Below are 16,831 nucleotides of genomic sequence, written 5' to 3' on the forward strand. Positions count from 1 at the left end.
TATATTCTGTTACCTAAGTGATCGATACTTGAATTTAACAACGCTTTTTACCCTATATGACCGTTGTCATGTTTTGTATCTAATGCCCTACCTATTTTTACGATCAATACGATATAAAAATCAATATGATGAGCAAGATTTCTACAATTCTTATTCCCTTCAATTTTTCGAATACCTCTGAAAAAGCACTTGATTATGCTGTTGAATTCGTAGGGAAAGACCCTAACCTGCAGATTATTTTGGCTTATGTCTTGGATGGAAATAATTCAGTAAAGAAAGAAGAAGTTCTAAAAGCTGTTGGAGATAAATATGGAGCATCATTGAAACGCCCAATTGAGTGGGTGTCTACAAAAGGAACTTTGACCGAATCTTTATTGAGCATTACGGAAAAGCAACATATTGATTTAATAATTATGGGAACGTTCGGTGCCTTTGACGATGACGATTCGAAGCCGACCAATACCTCTAAATTAGTTGCTGAGGTAAATAGGCCTGTGTTGGTGGTTCCGTATACGACCCAAGAGTTTAAAATGAAAAATATAGCCTTGGTCTTAGGAAAAGAAGAGATTGAAGATACCAAGGCTTTGGATACGCTCTTGAGGGTAGCCCGAAGGTTTAATGCGCAAGTACATGTTCTGACCATTCAGAATAAACCAGGGATATACGGTTACTCAGAGATCGATGAAAAGAATGAAAATGCTATTCAGTATTATCTCGAGAATTTTTATGCCGACCGAATGTTTATTGAAAATCCAGATGTCGTTGAGGGTATTTTGAAGTATGCGGTCGACAAGAATATCGATGCGATAACCATTCTTCCCAGAAATCACTCTAAAAATAGTATGCCGAGCAAGGGGCTTCTTACCCATGAGCTTACTTTACATTCAAAAGTGCCCGTGCTAGCCATCAACTAGGTAAGAAATTACCGGATCATTGATTGTTGCTTCATATTTAAACCTAACAAAACAAAAGGGACTTTGGCTTTGACTGTCGACATTTTTTTCGAATTTATGTGCTAGAAATGGCATTTTCCATTTCTTTGAAAGTATTTTTTATTAGATTTATGGCTTCTAAGGGGTCCTCCCATATATTATCATTTGAATTTAAATTCTGTTCAAATGATAGGCGGATTTGACTTCCCATTTTATGTAATGAATCAATAAAAAATTTAATGGCAAAAACAATCGTAATAACAGGTGCCGGGGGTGTCTTGTGCAGTACTTTGGCGATAGCCTTAGCGAAAGAAGGGCACAAAATAGCGGTTCTTGACCTAAAAAAAGAAGCGGCGGATAAAGTCGCCAATGAAATTAATGGTTCTGGTGGCCAGGCTATAGGTGTGGTCGCCAATGTATTGGAAAAAGAATCGCTCGAAAGAGCCAGGGAAGAAGTTCATAGTACCTACGGACCCTGCGATATACTTATTAATGGAGCGGGAGGAAATCATCCTTTGGGCACTACGAGTAATCCCCATTTGAAGGTCGAAGACCTTACGGATACTACTGAAGGCTTCAAAACCTTCTTTGATCTCGATTCTGCCGGCATTCAGTTTACATTTAATCTAAATTTCATCGGTACACTTTTGCCAACGCAAGTTTTTGCGAGAGATATGGTGGGTAGGGAAGGATGTAGCATATTGAATATTTCGTCCATGAATGCCTTTACCCCACTCACCAAAATACCGGCCTACAGTGGGGCCAAAGCGGCAGTATCGAATTTTACGCAGTGGCTCGCCGTACACTTCTCTAAGGTGGGTATTCGCGTCAATGCCCTGGCTCCTGGGTTCTTTCTTACCGAGCAAAACAGAACATTGCTTACAGAATCAAGTGGCGATTTGACCCCAAGAGGACAAACAATTATCGACCAGACGCCCATGGGGAGATTCGGAGAGCCCGAAGACCTTATTGGAACCACCTTATGGCTTTGTAGCGAAGGAGCTTCTTTTGTAACAGGGGTCGTGGTTCCCGTGGATGGTGGTTTTAGTGCTTTTAGTGGAGTATAGTAATACTAAATAATTTTTATGAGTGCAACTTTAGAACAAACATGGCGATGGTACGGGCCAAATGATCCCGTTTCCTTATCGGATATAAAACAAGCAGGAGCAACAGGTGTCGTATCCGCCCTACATCATATTCCCAATGGCGAAGTATGGTCGATTTCGGAAATCAAAAAGCGTAAGGAAACCATAGAAGCGGCCGGACTGTCTTGGTCCGTAGTAGAAAGTGTACCTATTCACGAGGCGATCAAAACCCAACGTGAGGGCTATATGGGCTATGTAGAAAATTATAAGCAGACCTTAAAAAATTTGGGTGAATGCGGTATAGACATTGTATGTTACAATTTTATGCCCGTGCTTGATTGGACAAGAACGGATTTAGACTATGAAACCGAGGACGGGTCTACTGCCTTACGTTTTGAGGCGGCGGCCTTTGCGGCTTTCGAACTCTATCTTTTGAAACGACCGGGCGCGGAAGAAGCCTATTCCGAGAAGCAGCAAGTAGCCGCAAAAGACTATTATGGCAAGCTATCCGAAGAAGATAAAGAAACACTTTCCAACAATATTATAGCAGGCCTTCCGGGTGCGGAGGAAGGATATTCGCTCCAAGAGTTCAATACGATTTTGTCTACCTATGATCATGTGGGCCCTGGCGAACTTAAAAAACATCTTTTTGAGTTTTTAGGTCACATAATTCCCGTTGCGGAAGAAGCTGGTATTTTAATGTGTATTCACCCCGATGATCCTCCGTATCCTATTTTGGGACTTCCGAGAGTCGTCAGTACTGAAAAAGATATTGAAGAATTATACCAAGCGGTTGACAGTCCGAACAACGGCCTTACTTTTTGTACGGGCTCTTTTGGTGTGCGACCCGATAACGACCTACCTGGAATGGTTAAGCGTCTAGGCCATCGAATTCATTTCATTCATTTAAGATCCACGCAACGTGACGCCGATGGAAACTTTCACGAAGCCAACCATCTTGAAGGTGATGTAGATATGTTCGGGGTAATGAAGGCGCTCGTCGAAGAACAGGAAAAAAGGAAAAAATCGGGACGAAAAGATTATAGAATGCCCATGCGCCCTGATCATGGGCATAAGATGCTTGATGATTTGAGAAAAAAGACAAACCCAGGGTATTCGGGGATAGGTAGATTGAGGGGCCTTGCTGAACTAAGAGGACTCGAAATGGGCATAAGAAAGTCAAGAGTGTAAGGTGCTAGGTCTTGTAGTAAATTAGTACATAAGAAATAATTATGATTTCATACGAAACGCGATATGCGTCGAATCCTGAGACGGTTAAAAAATATGATACAAAAGCATTAAGGGATGAGTTCTTGATTTCCAATCTTATGGAAAAGGGAAAGATCAATCTCACCTATTCCCACTATGACCGTTATATTGTTGGTGGCGCGGTACCCGACAAGACATTAAAACTTGAGGCCATTGACCCGCTAAAGGCAGATTATTTTCTTCAAAGACGAGAAATGGGCATCATTAATGTGGGTGGTGCCGGGGAGGTTGAGGTAGATGGCACGTCTTACAAGATGGGGTACAAAGATGCCCTTTATATTGGCAGCGGAGCGAAAGAAGTAATTTTTAAGACTATTGAAGAAGATGAACAGGCTATGTTCTATTTGAATTCTGCACCTGCGCATATTAGTTACCCGACAAAAAAGGTTAGCCTTGCAGATGCCAACAAATTGGAATTAGGATCTCTTGAAACGGCCAACCATCGTACGGTCAACCAAATGATCATTGGGGGAGTAGTGACGAGTTGTCAATTGCAAATGGGTATGACGGAACTCAAAACGGGTAGTGTGTGGAATACCATGCCCGCACATGTACATGATCGCCGTATGGAAGTTTATTTTTATTTGGATGTTCCCGAGGGTCAAGCGGTTTGTCATTTTATGGGGCAACCTCAAGAGACTAGGCATATTTGGGTAGCAAACCATGAGGCCGTAATCTCTCCACCATGGTCGATACATTGTGGTTCAGGTACATCAAACTATACCTTTATCTGGGGAATGGCAGGAGAAAATCTTGATTATACGGATATGGATGTCGCAGAAATTACAGAGTTGCGATAGAAGCCCAACAATCAGCATGAAGTACCTAAACCGAAGACCTCTACTAATTTTTGGGGTGGCCGAGATGTAAATTATATGTAGCGTTTACCTCAGTTATGGTCTACCGAATAAATGAGTGAGGTTCTGGGTCGCGTTGTGGCGTTAGATTGCTCTAAAATTGAACACAAACCGTTTTATCATTGATCCATTTGCCTTATTTGGGAAGGAGCTATTTTAGCGAAAGGCGCAAAATGGTACCTTGCGCACCATGATGAAATATATATTTTGGCCTGTGGTTCTATTACTTGTTGTAGGATGGGTGTTGGGCTTTATCGTCTTTAAGGTCTTAGGGGTCCTTATTCATTTGCTGTTACTTGTGGCCATTGGTCTAATTCTATACAATTGGTACCTGAAAAGGAAAGTAAGAGCTTCAGAAGAATAGGTATATAGCAACCGGTTTTAAGAAGAAACAGTGCGTATAAGGGTTCCACACACTTGATAAAACATGTCGTAAGATAATGATATCAGCATTGTATAAATAGAATTATAGTAATAAATTTACTACAATCTATGACATAGGTTTATCATGCCCGAAAACAATTTAAAACTAACTCTTTTTGCTTTTTCAGTAACGGGATTGTTGCTGCTTACATCCTGTACCGGCTTAGAAAAAAATAAAGAGGAGACTCAAGTGGAAATACCTGAACAAGACAAAGTGCCCAGTCAAGAAATGCTATTGAAAAAATTGATTCCATATTTCAGAAAATATGGTAAAACCTATAGGAAATTCCGAAAGGTATATGCAAGAAGAGCCGAAGAGGGGGAAGAAATACATACCGTTACCGATGATGGCTTAGAAACTTTGAATAGGGCTAAAAAGGGAGATTTTGTGGTAAAAAATCAAACGAATGCCCAAGAAATGTATATCGTTAGCGATGAAAAGTTCAACGAGCGCTACCGCATTCTTACCGAAAGTGAAGACGGCTTTGCCGAATACCAACCTATAGGCAAGATAATCGCTGTAGCGCTGACCCCAAAGGTATTGAATGAGTTGGATCTCGGTCCTGAATTTAAATTTATGGCCCCTTGGGGCGAGACGATGGTAGCAAAGCAGGGAGATTATCTTGTTTGCCCTTCAGATTATAGTGAAATCTATCGTATAGCGCACAATGAGTTTCTTGAGACCTACGAACTCGATAAAGAGAAGTAGGAAGCTCGACCGGATGTAAGCTTTGAAGGACTTACGAAATACATTTCGAGGCGTATCAACATAATTTCCATAAAAACAGAATTATGAAACTGGCCATTGCGGCATGTTATTTTTTAGCGGCCCTTGTATTTTTTTCGTGTAAAAGCACTCAAGAAATAAAAGGTGACGGGTTATTTGGACCCACATGGGAATTGGAATATCTCTCCGGACCCCGAATAGCTTTTCAAGGGCTCTTTAGCGAGAGGAAACCAAAAATTTCGTTTCAAAAAGATACTAAAAAAGTTGTGGGTAATGCAGGCTGCAATGGCTATTCTGCTGACTATAAGTTGAACGGAAGGTCTATCTCTTTTTCCCAGCCCGGTCCGACTACGAGGATGTATTGTGGGGAAGGAGAAAAGCATTTTCTAAAGGCGATGCGAAAAGTTGACGGGTATAACATTGACGAGAACGGAAAACTCAATTTATTATCAGGCCCCGTACCTATGTTGCGTTTTCATCCGGTAACCGAATGAATTCAGTCGGTACTTTTTGGAACTATTGGTTCTTATGTTGGCACTTCATTCGTGTCGTGATCTCCACATGAAGAGTGCATGGGGAAAAGACAAATTCGAAAAAGAAATCTTTTTTCAAACCCAAGACAGTCAGGTAAACAGTAATACCGCTCACCACACTGTATATTTCGAGGCAACCGGTACCGAACCTTTTTGGGGATTATCCATTTCCAATACAAAAATTCTTTTTAAGACCCCATCGCACGCTATACTAACACCTTCGCCACAACCGGTACGGTCAGCAGAAAGTAACGTCAAAAGCTATTTAGTAGAGACCGAATTGGCCGAACTTATCATTGTGATTGTAAAAACGGAATGTACCAATGCAATGTCAGGCAAAGTTTTGCCCTACAAAGTAAACATTTCGTGTCGAAAAATGGTAAACGCCTCCTTTGTTCGGATACAAGGATGCGGGGAGTACAAAAGAGACAAACGCCTTCATGATAGTTGGATGTTGGAAAAGATGGGTAAAGAAAAATAGGTGAAGATGATTTCGCCGCCGAAATACCACGAATTGAAATAGATGCCGATACGAATACATTTCTCGGTTTCGCAGGATGTAATCACATGCAGGGAAAGTTATTTTTTGAGGATAAGCTATTACGGTTTTCACAAATTGTTACCACAAAGATGGCTTGTGCATCAGCCGAGAAAGAACATGACTTTCTTGAAGCGTTAAAAAAGAGCAAGACCTGTCGATTTGGAAATGGCCGGTTGGAGTTGTCATATTTATCGGAGCAATTGCTGGTGTTTAAAAAAATAGATTAACCTTTTAAAAAATAAATATGAAAATAGTCACCTTACTTGTTATAGTTGTCCTACTTGGGTCTTCTTGTAAAGAAAAGGCGGAAAAATCGGATGTTACTTCCAGCCAAAGCCAAAAGACGGAAAAATTTGAAGATAGTGATGCGATGTTGCAATTGGGATGCTACCGCTACGAAGAAGACGGGAATACTATTCAACTTGATATCACAAAAGTAGGTGAAAAGGTGAAGGGCAAGTTGGTATACCAGCTATCAGAGAAAGACCGTAATACGGGAATTTTTGAAGGCACTTTGGCAGATAATAAATTGGTTGGCACGTATACCTTTGATTCAGAGGGTGTCGAAAGTACGCGCGAGGTTGCTTTCATGGTTAAGGGTGGGGCACTGGTAGAGGGCTACGGGGAATTGAACAACGAAGGTACCGCGTTCAAAGATTATAACGCTATCCGTTTTTCTTCGACCATGCCCCTGAGGAAAACCAAATGTGAATAGCAATTTGGAGTATTTCGATTAATTCAAAAATCTGGAGAAAAATTCCTTACTATCCTTAATTTTATTAAGTCCTAAGATATAGCAGGTTTCGGCCAGATCGGAGAAATCGACTCCACCATTTGAAATGGCTTCGTTATCGTAGCGTCCTTCCATACCGTTGAATTGGGTACATAATCTATCGGCTTCCTGCCATATCTTGAGTAACTTGGAATTTTTAATTTTTTGTTCTGCAAGTATGAATTCATCTTCACGAAAGTTAGGACTTCCGTTGTTGGGCACATTACCATCGGGTATTTTTTGGTAATCGGTGGTTTGTTTTACTAATTCCAAATTTCCCGGTGCAGTAGATCTTTCGTTCCAATTACTATGTTGAACCACATGTAGGCGTTGGTCAACCGCTATGTTTGGAATCTGGCTCTCTATCGCCTTGACTAAATTGGCGGTAAAATCGGATTGTCCGGCTTCTGCAATCCATATATCACCCCCATTCGCTAAAATAGGTTGAATCTGCTGCATCACCTTTCGTATGGCATTCTCCAAATTCTCGTGGGCATCGGCCCATCGGTCTCCAAAGGCCAATTTAAATAATGAATTGGGAGGTACGTAAAGGCCTTCTTGAACACCATAGGTGCCGGCCACGGCATAATACTTAATATTTGAAAATTTCGGGTCGGCCATTGTAGTTGCAAATGCCGCGATGGCATGTAAATCATCAACATCCGTTTTGCAGTCGAACTGGGCCAATATAAGGTCCTTATTCTTATTAAATCCTGAGGCTATGGATAGCTCATTTTTTTGGGAAAACCCGAAATTCAGTAGTCCGACAAGGGTAAGGATAACCGTAAATTTTGGAAAGAAATTACATTTTTTCATATTAATGCTTGGTATTATTATTTTTTGATGGGTTTGTCTTCGTGTCGACCTACTCTCCAAGTGGTGAAGTATTCCAAACCTTTGCGAGCGGTGGCTCGTTGGGTAACGGTTTGGGTCAAAGGTTCCGACAAGGCTTCTCTTGATTTTGGCCCTCTGTTCAATACCCCTTGATATGCCTTCGGCCTTCATTGCCCTAAAAATGTCTGTCCTTAATTTTAGTTGAAATTCCACTATATTAGCTTTTGTACTCGGCTCCAATACCTTTGCCGCCAAACTTTTAGTAGGCTCATCAAGCACACCCTGCCTTGATGGAAGCTATTTATTGTTCCTTTTGCTCAGTATCAGGGGTATAACAAAAGTAATTATCGTAATTACTAAAGATATTCCCGATTAAAATCCTTTGTGTGGTTTCTGAGCTATTTTAGTAATGGCAATGGCAGCCTTATTTTAAATCAATACTATTATTTTACCAGCCCACTATTACGATAAAGGGTGCTTTTGAAAATAAATAAGGTTCGCGTTCCTAACAGATGGTTTCATTCCTTTGAGGCAGACAGCCACCTTCTTATCTTTTCGGATAATTCGAACCCCTGAAATTATATAGGTCGCATCTCGTTAGTTCAATTCTTTTTCAATAGAGCCCAAAATAAAATCTAAATCTTCCATAAGCGGATCATAATGTGCGTTTTCTGTAGCATAGGTAGCCGAAATGAACAATAAAATTTTGTTTTCGAACTCGGTAGATTTTAAAAGATTCAAATTGCTCATTACTTGATGTTTCTCTGGTAAATTCAAACTTTTGTTCACCCCGGCTTGTTGAAAAATAGTGTTCAGACTGTATTCATCTGTTCTAAATAGATCGAGCACTTTTTCACGCTGAAGGGTCAAGTCACTTTCTTGTCTGGAAATGTCTTCAAGGGTCGAGAGCCAATTGGTCAGCTGAATCCTCAAGTCAGGATCTGAAATGTTCTTGAGGTTCCCAGAACTGATGATTTCAGTTAAGAGGGAGTTGTTGGGGTTAAAGGCAATATCGGAAGAAAAAGTATGGTACAGCAATTCGGAGAATTCAATTTCGTTTGGTAATTCATTTTTTTCCATCACATAGCTCAATATTCGTGTCGCTCCCATGAGATTATTTCGATTTATCGCAATCAACTCCTTTAATTTGGTCTTACTGGTTGCAAACTCTTCTTTTAAACCAATAAGATAGAGCTGCTCGTTTTTCTTATTGATGCGATTTTGATTCCCATTATTTATGGCCAAAGCGATGAGTATTCCGATCACGACCAATAAAATTTCTCCTAAGGCATAAAGAAGATATTTTGTAAACTTGTTCTCCGATAATAGATTTCGCCTGATCTGTCTAAAAAAATGTATCATGCGGTAAGGGTTACTCTTCGTTTTTAAATGACTTCAATAAATAGGAAACAAGGAACGGTGCTTAAGACATTGGTTATGAGCCAAACAAATAATTACGCGTAAAAGTTTCGGCAATAATGTCTTCGGCTACTTTCCGGGTAGTCCAAAAATTCATTGAATTCGTCAAGATTGGTTCTTGGTCTAATTTTTTTAAATGGTCAAGGTAATCAAAAAATGGTTTTGGTCAAGTGGAAGTTTTGTTGTGAAGCCTTAAAAAGGTGGTTATTTTACCTGTGTTATTCTTTATTTCATTTGATTTCGGCTTTTGGTCGTGGAATATGAAAATGAGTGAAACGAGAGTTTTTTTAGATTCTATAAAAGATATAATGCTTTTATTGGTGTTCAGTGAGAATCTGAATAGAAAGTGACACTACCCAGTTACCAGGTTACCCATGTATGTAATAAAATCTCTAAAAAAAGGTATAGTTGTCGCCTTAAAATTTTCAAGTTTCGCTTCTTTAAACTAATTTGTAGGGCTATAAATTAAACTGTTAAATACCAAAAAAACATGTCCAAAAAGAAATCCTCTTTACTACGTTCCTCGAGAAGAACCTTTATTAAAAACTCGGGCTATGCCGCGACGGGTCTCATGATTGTGCCTAGACACGTCTTGGGTGGTTCCGGCTACGTTCCTCCAAGCGATAAACTTAATATCGCCGGTATAGGAGCAGGAGGTAAGGGGCAAAGTGATCTGTCCTCGTTCGCTGAAAGTCCGAATGTAAATATTGTGGCGCTCTGTGATGTAGATGATCGCCAATCGGTTCAGTCTCGGGAGTCCTATCCGAAAGCCAACTACTATGCGGACTTTCGTAAAATGCTAGAGACCGAAAAGAATAATATTGATGCGGTTTCAGTTTCCATACCCGACCACAACCATGGCGTAGCGGCATATCAGGCTATGGCTATGGGCAAACATGTCTATGTTCAAAAACCGTTGACACATGATATCTGGGAGGCACGTATGTTGACGGAAGCTGCGAAAAAGTTTAAAGTGGTTACCCAAATGGGCAATCAAGGGGGGTCTGGAGATGGCGTCCGTAAAATGCAGGAAATTTACAATACCGGAATTATCGGTGATGTACATACGGTTAAATGTTGGACAAATAGACCTATTTGGCCACAAGCTCTTGAAACCCCAACAAAAAAGGATAGGATACCCAAGGGGCTCAATTGGGATTTGTGGTTGGGAACCGCAGCAATGCGCGATTATAACGATGCCTATCTGCCTTTTGATTGGCGGGGATGGTCAGATTTTGGTACCGGTGCCTTGGGGGATATGGCCTGCCATATAATGGATCCCGTATATCGCATACTTCCGATACTTTATCCGGATCAGGTAGAATGTAGTGTTTCAGATGCCTTTAAGGGTAAATTTGAAACCGCTGACTATCCGAAGAGTTTTCCTAACTCCAGTAAAATTCATTTAAGCTATCCAAGAACCGATGGCAAGGGTAGAGTAAATGTTACTTGGATGGATGGTGGATTACTACCCGAGCGTCCTGAGGAATTAGGTGATGCAGATCCATTAGGCAACTGGGACGGAGGTGTGCTCTTCATCGGTACCAAAGGAAAGTTGCTGGCAGACTGCTATGGGGCCAATCCAAGATTATTGCCATTGTCACTTAACGAACAGTTCGAAGTTGAGGAAACGATTCCGAGAGTACCAGAGGGCCACTATCTACAATGGGTAAATGCCTGTATCGCAGGATATGGCAATGCCGAGACCAGTTCGTCTTTCGATTATGCCGGTCCGTTCACGGAAAGTATCCTTATCGGAAATCTCGCTTTGAAATCTTATTTTGAAGTAGATCCGAATGCCGAAAATAAAGGATTTTGGGGCGGTGGCAGCCAATATTGGGGCAGAAAACGCTTGCGATGGGATGCTGAAAATATGAAGATTACTAATTTCGAGCCAGCGAATAAGTACGTAAAACGAAGCTACCGGGATGGCTACTCCCTAGGATAGTAATTGCTTTAACCTTTAGAATGAAACCAGGACTATTGTCCTGGTTTTTCTATATATAGTATGAAGCGTCTTGTTCTAGTATTTATTGAGACTATCTCTCATATGAAGGGCTGTTTTTTTCAACTAATTGTACAAAGGAAAACGGGGTTCGGGGCATTCAGAATGGCAGTAGCAAAATATATGACTTTAACCTATTCGACCTCGGAAAGGCTTTTTTGCTGGCGCTTACTGAAAATCAAAAAAAGTATGCCACAAAGAAGCCAAGCGGGCAAGGTCACAAATGAAAGGAAAATATCGAATTGCAACGATATGAAATAAAAGAGGCCAAAACTTATTGCCCACGCGAACAAAACGGATCGGTTGAACTTTAGGTGTGCCACTTCCGCATAGTTTTGCACGATACCCGCCTGCCTATGAAAGAAATGTTCAAATACGATTATGGCTCCAACGGGTGCTAAAATAAAGCCGTAGAGTGCTACGAAATCCAGTAATTTCATTGCAAAAGCAGGAAATAATCCGGCGATAGTCGCTATCGAACCGGCGAGAAGTGTTACCCAAAACGTTGATGTTTTTGGCATAACGGCTTGAAAAGCTAGACCTGCCCTATATATGGTAGGATTGGCGGTCGTCCACCCAGCCAGTACAACCGCAATGATTCCGAAAATACCGATAGCGCTATGTGCCAAGGGTCCTGGAGCAACAGTGGGGGCCTCCCCTTGTGCGAGAAGGGCCTGGGCTTCTGGAGTTCTGACATAGACCGCATAGAGGAGGGCGGCAGCAATCCACGCCATATAATGGCCTACGTACATTCCGGCGGCCGTCGTCCAACCGGCACTCGGTTTTTGGGCAAAGCGAAACACCGAAAGATCTGACATACCGATGTGCATGGCCGCATTGGCAAACCAGGACCAAAAGAAAATATGCCAGAAAGTATATTTTATTTGTCCAGGAAAAGGATCGCCTCCTTCGCCCCAGATTTCCCAAAAGTCTGAAAAACTGTGCACCCCAAGTTGCTGCAGGGCGACAATACCGCACGCCAAAAAGGCAAGTACAATTACGGGCGACATCCAGTTGGCCGCTTTGGATACCATGTCATACCCTTTGGATGCAATCAGCGAAATAACGGCTCCGATAACCAATACGATAATGACCCATGTCATGCCATTTGGCATGGTATCCGTAAGTTTGGGCATTTCCATATCAAAAGGAATACCCACGGCCGTTGCCGATACTGTAATCATGGCTCCGGCCAAGAAACAAAATAGAATACCGTTTGCCAAATTGTAACCGATGACAAGTTTTTTGCCACAAATTTTTTCCAGATGATAGTAGAGGGTCAACCGTCGTTGCACCGCTATTTCAGAGGTAAGAAACCGCCAACTGAATACGGCCATAAGGTTACCTAATAGCAATCCGATAATCAGATCGAAAGCACTGACCCCGGTAGTAAGAAAAAGGGGGCCGATTACGAATTCGGTACCAGCCGCATGCTCACCGGCATACATTCCTAAAAAGCTTTTCCAGCTTTTAAGGTTTGATTTGGGAACCGGTTGCCTTTCGAATTCGCCACCAGCAATTTCTTCTATAAGATCTTCTTCGTGTTTGTTCAGGGACATCTTGGTCGATATTATTCATTTAATAGATGTTGTGGAAGGTCTTCGACCCGTTCACAACAAAGTTGGTCCATTACTTGCTTGAACTGGGTCTTTAAGATAGAGATAGTATGCTCACCACCCTTATTGCCTAAGGCACCCACGCCGTACATAAAGGATCGTCCCATGAACGTGAATTTGGCCCCACATGCCATTACTCTTGCAATGTCGGGCCCTGAGCGTAGCCCACTATCGAGCATAATTTCAATTTTATCACCATAGGTTTGGGCAATCTCTTTTAATGAATTTATAGTGGACTGAGCTGCATCGAGTTGTCTTCCGCCATGGTTCGATAGAATGATTCCATCAAAACCCATACGAATGGCATCTTGGGTGTCTTGTTCCGATGCTACCCCTTTCAACACTAGTTTACCTTTCCACTTATCACGAATGGGCTTGATCTTTTCTTCGTTCAGGCGGCCCGAAAAGGTTTTGTCCATAAAAGCTCCCAGCTGTTTGAGATTAAGGCCTTCGGGAGTATACTGTTTTAAGTTTTCAAACGTGGGCTGCCCGTATCTCAGCGTGTTGAACGCCCAAGTCGGTTTACCCAAAATTTGCAATATGTTGGCCACCGTCATTTTAGGGGGTAAGGCCAGCCCGTTTTTAAAATCTCGCGGCCGGTACCCAAAGGTCGGTACATCGCAGAGCAACACAAGAACAGGACACCCGGCGGCAGCGGCGCGATCGATAATGTCGTCCCGAATTTCATCGTCTACGGGGTTATATAATTGAAACCAGGCCTTACCTTCGGTAAGTTCACTGGCCTTTTCAATATTCATGGTCGTAACCGTACTAAGAATAAAAGGAATGTTATGATTGTTGGCCGCTTTCGCCAAAATCGCCGGTGAGTTGGGCCACATGAGTCCTTGTAGCCCCACTGGTGCAATCCCGAACGGGGCATCGAACTCCATACCCATAACCTTGGTTTTGGTCGAACTGGTGCCATAGTTTCTCAGGTATCTCGGTTGAAGCTGCACCTTGCGTATGTCTGCCGTGTTGCGGGTGATGCTGACATCTTCGTTACAACCACCATCAAGATATTCAAAGGCAAAACGTGGCATTCTACCTTTCGCCCTTTTTCTTAAATCGTCTACCGAAGGATATTGAGGATTCATTTTTATTTTCATTCTTCTAGCGTTTTAAGTGGTGGGTGCTTCTTGAGCCCATATTGGTGTTTCAAAAACTTTGAATCCAGCGAAGTGTTCGAAATAACGAGGGCAGCACCTAGCGCAGAACCCAAGGAAGAGTCCGTTGTACGAAGCCTCATATTTCTCAAATAGTGAGATAGTAGTTTGACATAAATGTCATTATCGCTAAATCCTCCATCAATATACAATTGCTTTACGGTTTGTTTGCCCAAAGCAGACTTGATACTGTCTACCTGTAAAAGTACCAATTCTAGCATGAGTTGGTGATAGGCGTGGTCAAAATGATCGTAGGAAATCTTCGTTTTTGGGGGTTCGTTTTTTCCAGTGATGCTTTTCCATTTGAACATGGGTTCAAAATCTTTGCTTATTTCAAAAAACGTTTCCTCATTGAATTTGACCGTTCTATGGTAATCGGGATCAACTTGAAAGTACTTTGTCAGTTCTTTGACCTGTAGTTTATATTCATTTCCTAAAAAAAGGCGGGCCACTTTCACCGGACTACCATCGATTCGCATATTGAATAGACTCTCTCGTAGAATATCCTCACGGGTCAACATACCTTTTTGGAAAGGATTTATCGAAATACTCCAAGTGCCTGTCGAAACAAGTAAGAATGGGTCGCTCAAACTTCGTATATAAGGCAAAAGTGCGGAAGAGCTATCGTGAATACCAGGCCCGACCAAAACCGTTTTTTTTCCGAAATTCAAGGGAATCGTTCTATAGCTAGGTACGATGGGGGGGAAAAGTTTGTCGATATTTTCCTTGAATACCCAATCGTGGTATTCGTTCTTTTCAAAATCCCACAATAGGGTATGGCAACCGATACTCGTATATTCGCTTACTGGTACTCCTGTAAATTTAAAACTAAGGTATTGTGGCAGATGAAGGGAATACTTGATTTTTCCGAAAACTTCGGGGTGTACTTTTTTTAGCCAGTAAAGGTGCATACCTGTATTGAGCATTCCCATTTTTAGCGAACCTGTAATTCTTGAGATTTCGTCTTCCGGCCCATATTTTTGGTAGAATTCGTTCGATATTACTTCATCGATGGGCTTCATGTAATTGTATAGGGGTGTAAGTACTTTACCCTTATCATCAATATGTACCAGACTCGCTCCGTAACATGAAAAATTTAACGATTCGATATCAAATTCGGGAGCTTGAAGCATTCTATCGAAAACATTCGTTGCCCATGCTTCAAGGGCTGCTAAGTCTTCGGTGGGATAGCCGTCCTCATCGCTAATTTCATCAAAGCGAGTGTACTCTCGATACACTTCTTTAAAATCTGAATTAAAGAGGAAAAATTTTTTGTTGGTTCTTCCGATATCGAAAATGGCGGTCACCTTTTCTTTCATACTGTTATTTCATTATAATCCGGTAGCGACTGAATGCTGTCCCCTTTCGGCGACTAAGGTTTCGCGAATCTTCAATGTACGGTAGGCCTCGATAGGGTTTAAGGCACCATTATGATTCAATCTTGCTTGTCGCAATAGTGGTCGTACATCGGTGCGATACGCATCTTGTAACAGTTCTTGGCAGCGAACGACATCGTGGTTACGCTGAGCCTTGGTCAGTGCATCTTGGTCGACCAATAACGCTTTGGCATAGGCTTCTTGAATGGCTTCTAAAGATTGTAGAAGATCTTCTAAGGGATCTTTGATATTATGGCTGGCATCGATCATCCAAGCCGGATATGGGTTTTGGGGATTTCTCTCCATACCGTAAACCAAAGCATTGAATATCAAGAATAGGGCATAGGGCTTGATACTGCCTGCGGTAAGGTCGTCGTCACCATATTTACTGTCATTAAAATGAAAACCGCCAAGTCTACCTTTGAGCATCAGGGTCGAAACAATCTGTTCAATATTCGTATTGGGTAGATGATGACCTAAATCAACCAAGGTATAGGCCCTTTCACCACAGGCGTTCGCCAACATAAACGAGGTGCCCCAATCTTGAATCACCGTACTGTAAAAATTAGGTTCGTAGGGTTTATATTCAATAAACAATTTCCAGTCTTTGGGCATGGCCCCATAAATTTCCTTCAAACTGATTTCGGTTTGGGTCAACGCATCTTGAAAATTGGTTTGTCCAGGAAAAGAAGAACCGTCGGCCAACCAAACGGTGAGACTTTTGCTCCCTAATTTCTCGCCGATTTTGACCACTTCGATATTATGGGCTACGGCCTGTTCTCGTGCTGCTTCACTACTATTACTGAGTGATCCGTACCGATAACTTTCCTTTGTATCCTTTTGATCTTGAAACGTATTGCTGTTGACCGCATCGAAAACGATATTGTGGGAATCGGCCAGTTGCTTGATAGCCTCATAATCTTTTGGCACATCCCATGGAATATGAAGGGAAATTGCTCCTGCGGTTTTGGTCAGCGCGTGTAGCAAACCGACATCATCGATTTTTTGTTCGAGAGTCGCCGGCTCGCCCTGAAACCCAAAGCGCCCAAAACGCGTTCCACCTGCCCCTAACGCCCAACTCGGAATGGCTACCTGAAAATCAGTAAGCTTCCTGACTACCTGATTGACATCTATGCCTTTTCGAACAAGGGTTTCGGTCGCAAAATCATAACTGGGATTGTGTAAAGCAAGGTCTTTCTTATTGATTTGATCAATGTTGTTGGGATCAATCTTCATGCTATGCGTTGTTGTATTTGCCTATTTTTGCCAAAGGCCATTA

General features: G+C 41.9%; 17 protein-coding genes. 11 read left to right on the forward strand and 6 right to left on the reverse strand.

Features of this window, described 5'->3' with window-relative positions; all coding sequences use genetic code 11:
* The first annotated feature begins 125 nt into the window (after positions 1-125).
* The 10 genes from F2B13_RS00880 (at position 126) to F2B13_RS00925 (ending at position 7,082) form a co-directional block, all read left to right on the forward strand.
* A complete protein-coding gene (locus F2B13_RS00880) occupies positions 126-914 on the forward strand; it encodes a universal stress protein (RefSeq protein WP_149302767.1) in 789 nt (262 codons plus the stop codon).
* 257 nt (positions 915-1,171) lie between these two features.
* Complete coding sequence (locus F2B13_RS00885) at positions 1,172-1,999, forward strand: SDR family oxidoreductase (protein WP_149277021.1); 828 nt, start codon at positions 1,172-1,174, stop codon at positions 1,997-1,999.
* Between the two features lie 18 nt (positions 2,000-2,017).
* Positions 2,018-3,208 (forward strand): mannonate dehydratase, encoded by a 1,191-nt coding sequence (gene uxuA / locus F2B13_RS00890; protein ID WP_149277022.1) that lies wholly within the window; start codon positions 2,018-2,020, stop codon positions 3,206-3,208.
* Between the two features lie 41 nt (positions 3,209-3,249).
* Positions 3,250-4,086, forward strand: a complete 837-nt coding sequence (gene kduI, locus F2B13_RS00895; RefSeq protein WP_198440060.1) for a 5-dehydro-4-deoxy-D-glucuronate isomerase — start codon at positions 3,250-3,252, stop codon at positions 4,084-4,086.
* Between the two features lie 250 nt (positions 4,087-4,336).
* Positions 4,337-4,507: a lmo0937 family membrane protein gene (locus F2B13_RS00900; RefSeq protein WP_149303716.1), complete on the forward strand. Its 171-nt coding sequence runs from the start codon at positions 4,337-4,339 to the stop codon at positions 4,505-4,507.
* 144 nt (positions 4,508-4,651) lie between these two features.
* Positions 4,652-5,275 (forward strand): hypothetical protein, encoded by a 624-nt coding sequence (locus tag F2B13_RS00905; RefSeq protein WP_149302773.1) that lies wholly within the window; start codon positions 4,652-4,654, stop codon positions 5,273-5,275.
* Between the two features lie 83 nt (positions 5,276-5,358).
* Complete coding sequence (locus F2B13_RS00910) at positions 5,359-5,787, forward strand: META domain-containing protein (protein ID WP_149302776.1); 429 nt, start codon at positions 5,359-5,361, stop codon at positions 5,785-5,787.
* A gap of 34 nt (positions 5,788-5,821) precedes the next feature.
* Entirely contained in the window at positions 5,822-6,307 is a 486-nt protein-coding gene (locus tag F2B13_RS00915) for a hypothetical protein (RefSeq protein ID WP_149302779.1), read from the forward strand.
* A 32-nt stretch (positions 6,308-6,339) separates the two neighbouring features.
* The gene (locus tag F2B13_RS20795) at positions 6,340-6,594 is read left to right on the forward strand and encodes an META domain-containing protein (RefSeq protein ID WP_394348959.1); all 255 of its coding nucleotides are present in this window, start codon (positions 6,340-6,342) and stop codon (positions 6,592-6,594) included.
* Positions 6,595-6,611: 17 nt separating this feature from the next.
* Entirely contained in the window at positions 6,612-7,082 is a 471-nt protein-coding gene (locus F2B13_RS00925) for a hypothetical protein (protein ID WP_149302781.1), read from the forward strand.
* A gap of 18 nt (positions 7,083-7,100) precedes the next feature.
* On the opposite strand, the gene F2B13_RS00930 is transcribed toward F2B13_RS00925, so the two are convergent.
* Together F2B13_RS00930 and F2B13_RS00935 are read right to left on the reverse strand one after the other, a co-directional pair.
* Complete coding sequence (locus tag F2B13_RS00930; protein ID WP_232625172.1) at positions 7,101-8,186, reverse strand: hypothetical protein; 1,086 nt, start codon at positions 8,184-8,186, stop codon at positions 7,101-7,103.
* A gap of 384 nt (positions 8,187-8,570) precedes the next feature.
* Positions 8,571-9,335, reverse strand: coding sequence for a DUF6090 family protein (locus F2B13_RS00935; RefSeq protein WP_232625173.1), 765 nt, complete (start codon positions 9,333-9,335; stop codon positions 8,571-8,573).
* 547 nt (positions 9,336-9,882) lie between these two features.
* Between F2B13_RS00935 and F2B13_RS00940 the strand changes: the two genes are divergently transcribed.
* The gene (locus tag F2B13_RS00940) at positions 9,883-11,340 is read left to right on the forward strand and encodes a Gfo/Idh/MocA family protein (RefSeq protein WP_149277029.1); all 1,458 of its coding nucleotides are present in this window, start codon (positions 9,883-9,885) and stop codon (positions 11,338-11,340) included.
* A 191-nt stretch (positions 11,341-11,531) separates the two neighbouring features.
* On the opposite strand, the gene F2B13_RS00945 is transcribed toward F2B13_RS00940, so the two are convergent.
* Genes F2B13_RS00945 through F2B13_RS00960 form a run of 4 tightly spaced genes read right to left on the reverse strand, consistent with a single transcriptional unit; the run spans position 11,532 to position 16,788 of the window.
* On the reverse strand, positions 11,532-12,956 hold the full coding sequence (locus F2B13_RS00945; RefSeq protein ID WP_149302784.1) for a purine-cytosine permease family protein: 1,425 nt from the start codon (positions 12,954-12,956) through the stop codon (positions 11,532-11,534).
* An 11-nt stretch (positions 12,957-12,967) separates the two neighbouring features.
* Positions 12,968-14,119, reverse strand: coding sequence for an alpha-hydroxy acid oxidase (locus F2B13_RS00950; protein WP_149302787.1), 1,152 nt, complete (start codon positions 14,117-14,119; stop codon positions 12,968-12,970).
* Positions 14,116-15,495 carry an FGGY-family carbohydrate kinase gene (locus F2B13_RS00955; RefSeq protein WP_149302790.1) on the reverse strand — a complete coding sequence of 460 codons (1,380 nt, stop codon included), beginning with the start codon at positions 15,493-15,495 and terminating at the stop codon, positions 14,116-14,118. The genes F2B13_RS00950 and F2B13_RS00955 overlap by 4 nt, the downstream gene beginning before the upstream one ends.
* Positions 15,496-15,507: 12 nt before the next feature.
* On the reverse strand, positions 15,508-16,788 hold the full coding sequence (locus F2B13_RS00960) for a sugar isomerase (protein WP_149302793.1): 1,281 nt from the start codon (positions 16,786-16,788) through the stop codon (positions 15,508-15,510).
* Positions 16,789-16,831 lie beyond the last annotated feature (43 nt).

Source organism: Pareuzebyella sediminis, from assembly GCF_008367235.1.
Classification (GTDB): domain Bacteria; phylum Bacteroidota; class Bacteroidia; order Flavobacteriales; family Flavobacteriaceae; genus Pareuzebyella; species Pareuzebyella sediminis.

Bases quoted from the DNA above. Each gene is read 5' to 3' on its own strand.
- F2B13_RS00950 (WP_149302787.1), bottom strand. From the start codon at position 14,119: ATGAAAATAAAAATGAATCCTCAATATCCTTCGGTAGACGATTTAAGA.
- kduI (WP_198440060.1), top strand. From the start codon at position 3,250: ATGATTTCATACGAAACGCGATATGCGTCGAATCCTGAGACGGTTAAA.
- F2B13_RS00880 (WP_149302767.1), top strand. From the start codon at position 126: ATGATGAGCAAGATTTCTACAATTCTTATTCCCTTCAATTTTTCGAAT.
- F2B13_RS00935 (WP_232625173.1), bottom strand. From the start codon at position 9,335: ATGATACATTTTTTTAGACAGATCAGGCGAAATCTATTATCGGAGAAC.
- F2B13_RS00885 (WP_149277021.1), top strand. From the start codon at position 1,172: ATGGCAAAAACAATCGTAATAACAGGTGCCGGGGGTGTCTTGTGCAGT.
- F2B13_RS00960 (WP_149302793.1), bottom strand. From the start codon at position 16,788: ATGAAGATTGATCCCAACAACATTGATCAAATCAATAAGAAAGACCTT.
- F2B13_RS00940 (WP_149277029.1), top strand. From the start codon at position 9,883: ATGTCCAAAAAGAAATCCTCTTTACTACGTTCCTCGAGAAGAACCTTT.
- F2B13_RS00910 (WP_149302776.1), top strand. From the start codon at position 5,359: ATGAAACTGGCCATTGCGGCATGTTATTTTTTAGCGGCCCTTGTATTT.
- F2B13_RS00925 (WP_149302781.1), top strand. From the start codon at position 6,612: ATGAAAATAGTCACCTTACTTGTTATAGTTGTCCTACTTGGGTCTTCT.
- F2B13_RS00945 (WP_149302784.1), bottom strand. From the start codon at position 12,956: ATGTCCCTGAACAAACACGAAGAAGATCTTATAGAAGAAATTGCTGGT.
- F2B13_RS00900 (WP_149303716.1), top strand. From the start codon at position 4,337: ATGAAATATATATTTTGGCCTGTGGTTCTATTACTTGTTGTAGGATGG.
- F2B13_RS00955 (WP_149302790.1), bottom strand. From the start codon at position 15,495: ATGAAAGAAAAGGTGACCGCCATTTTCGATATCGGAAGAACCAACAAA.
- F2B13_RS00915 (WP_149302779.1), top strand. From the start codon at position 5,822: ATGTTGGCACTTCATTCGTGTCGTGATCTCCACATGAAGAGTGCATGG.
- uxuA (WP_149277022.1), top strand. From the start codon at position 2,018: ATGAGTGCAACTTTAGAACAAACATGGCGATGGTACGGGCCAAATGAT.
- F2B13_RS00905 (WP_149302773.1), top strand. From the start codon at position 4,652: ATGCCCGAAAACAATTTAAAACTAACTCTTTTTGCTTTTTCAGTAACG.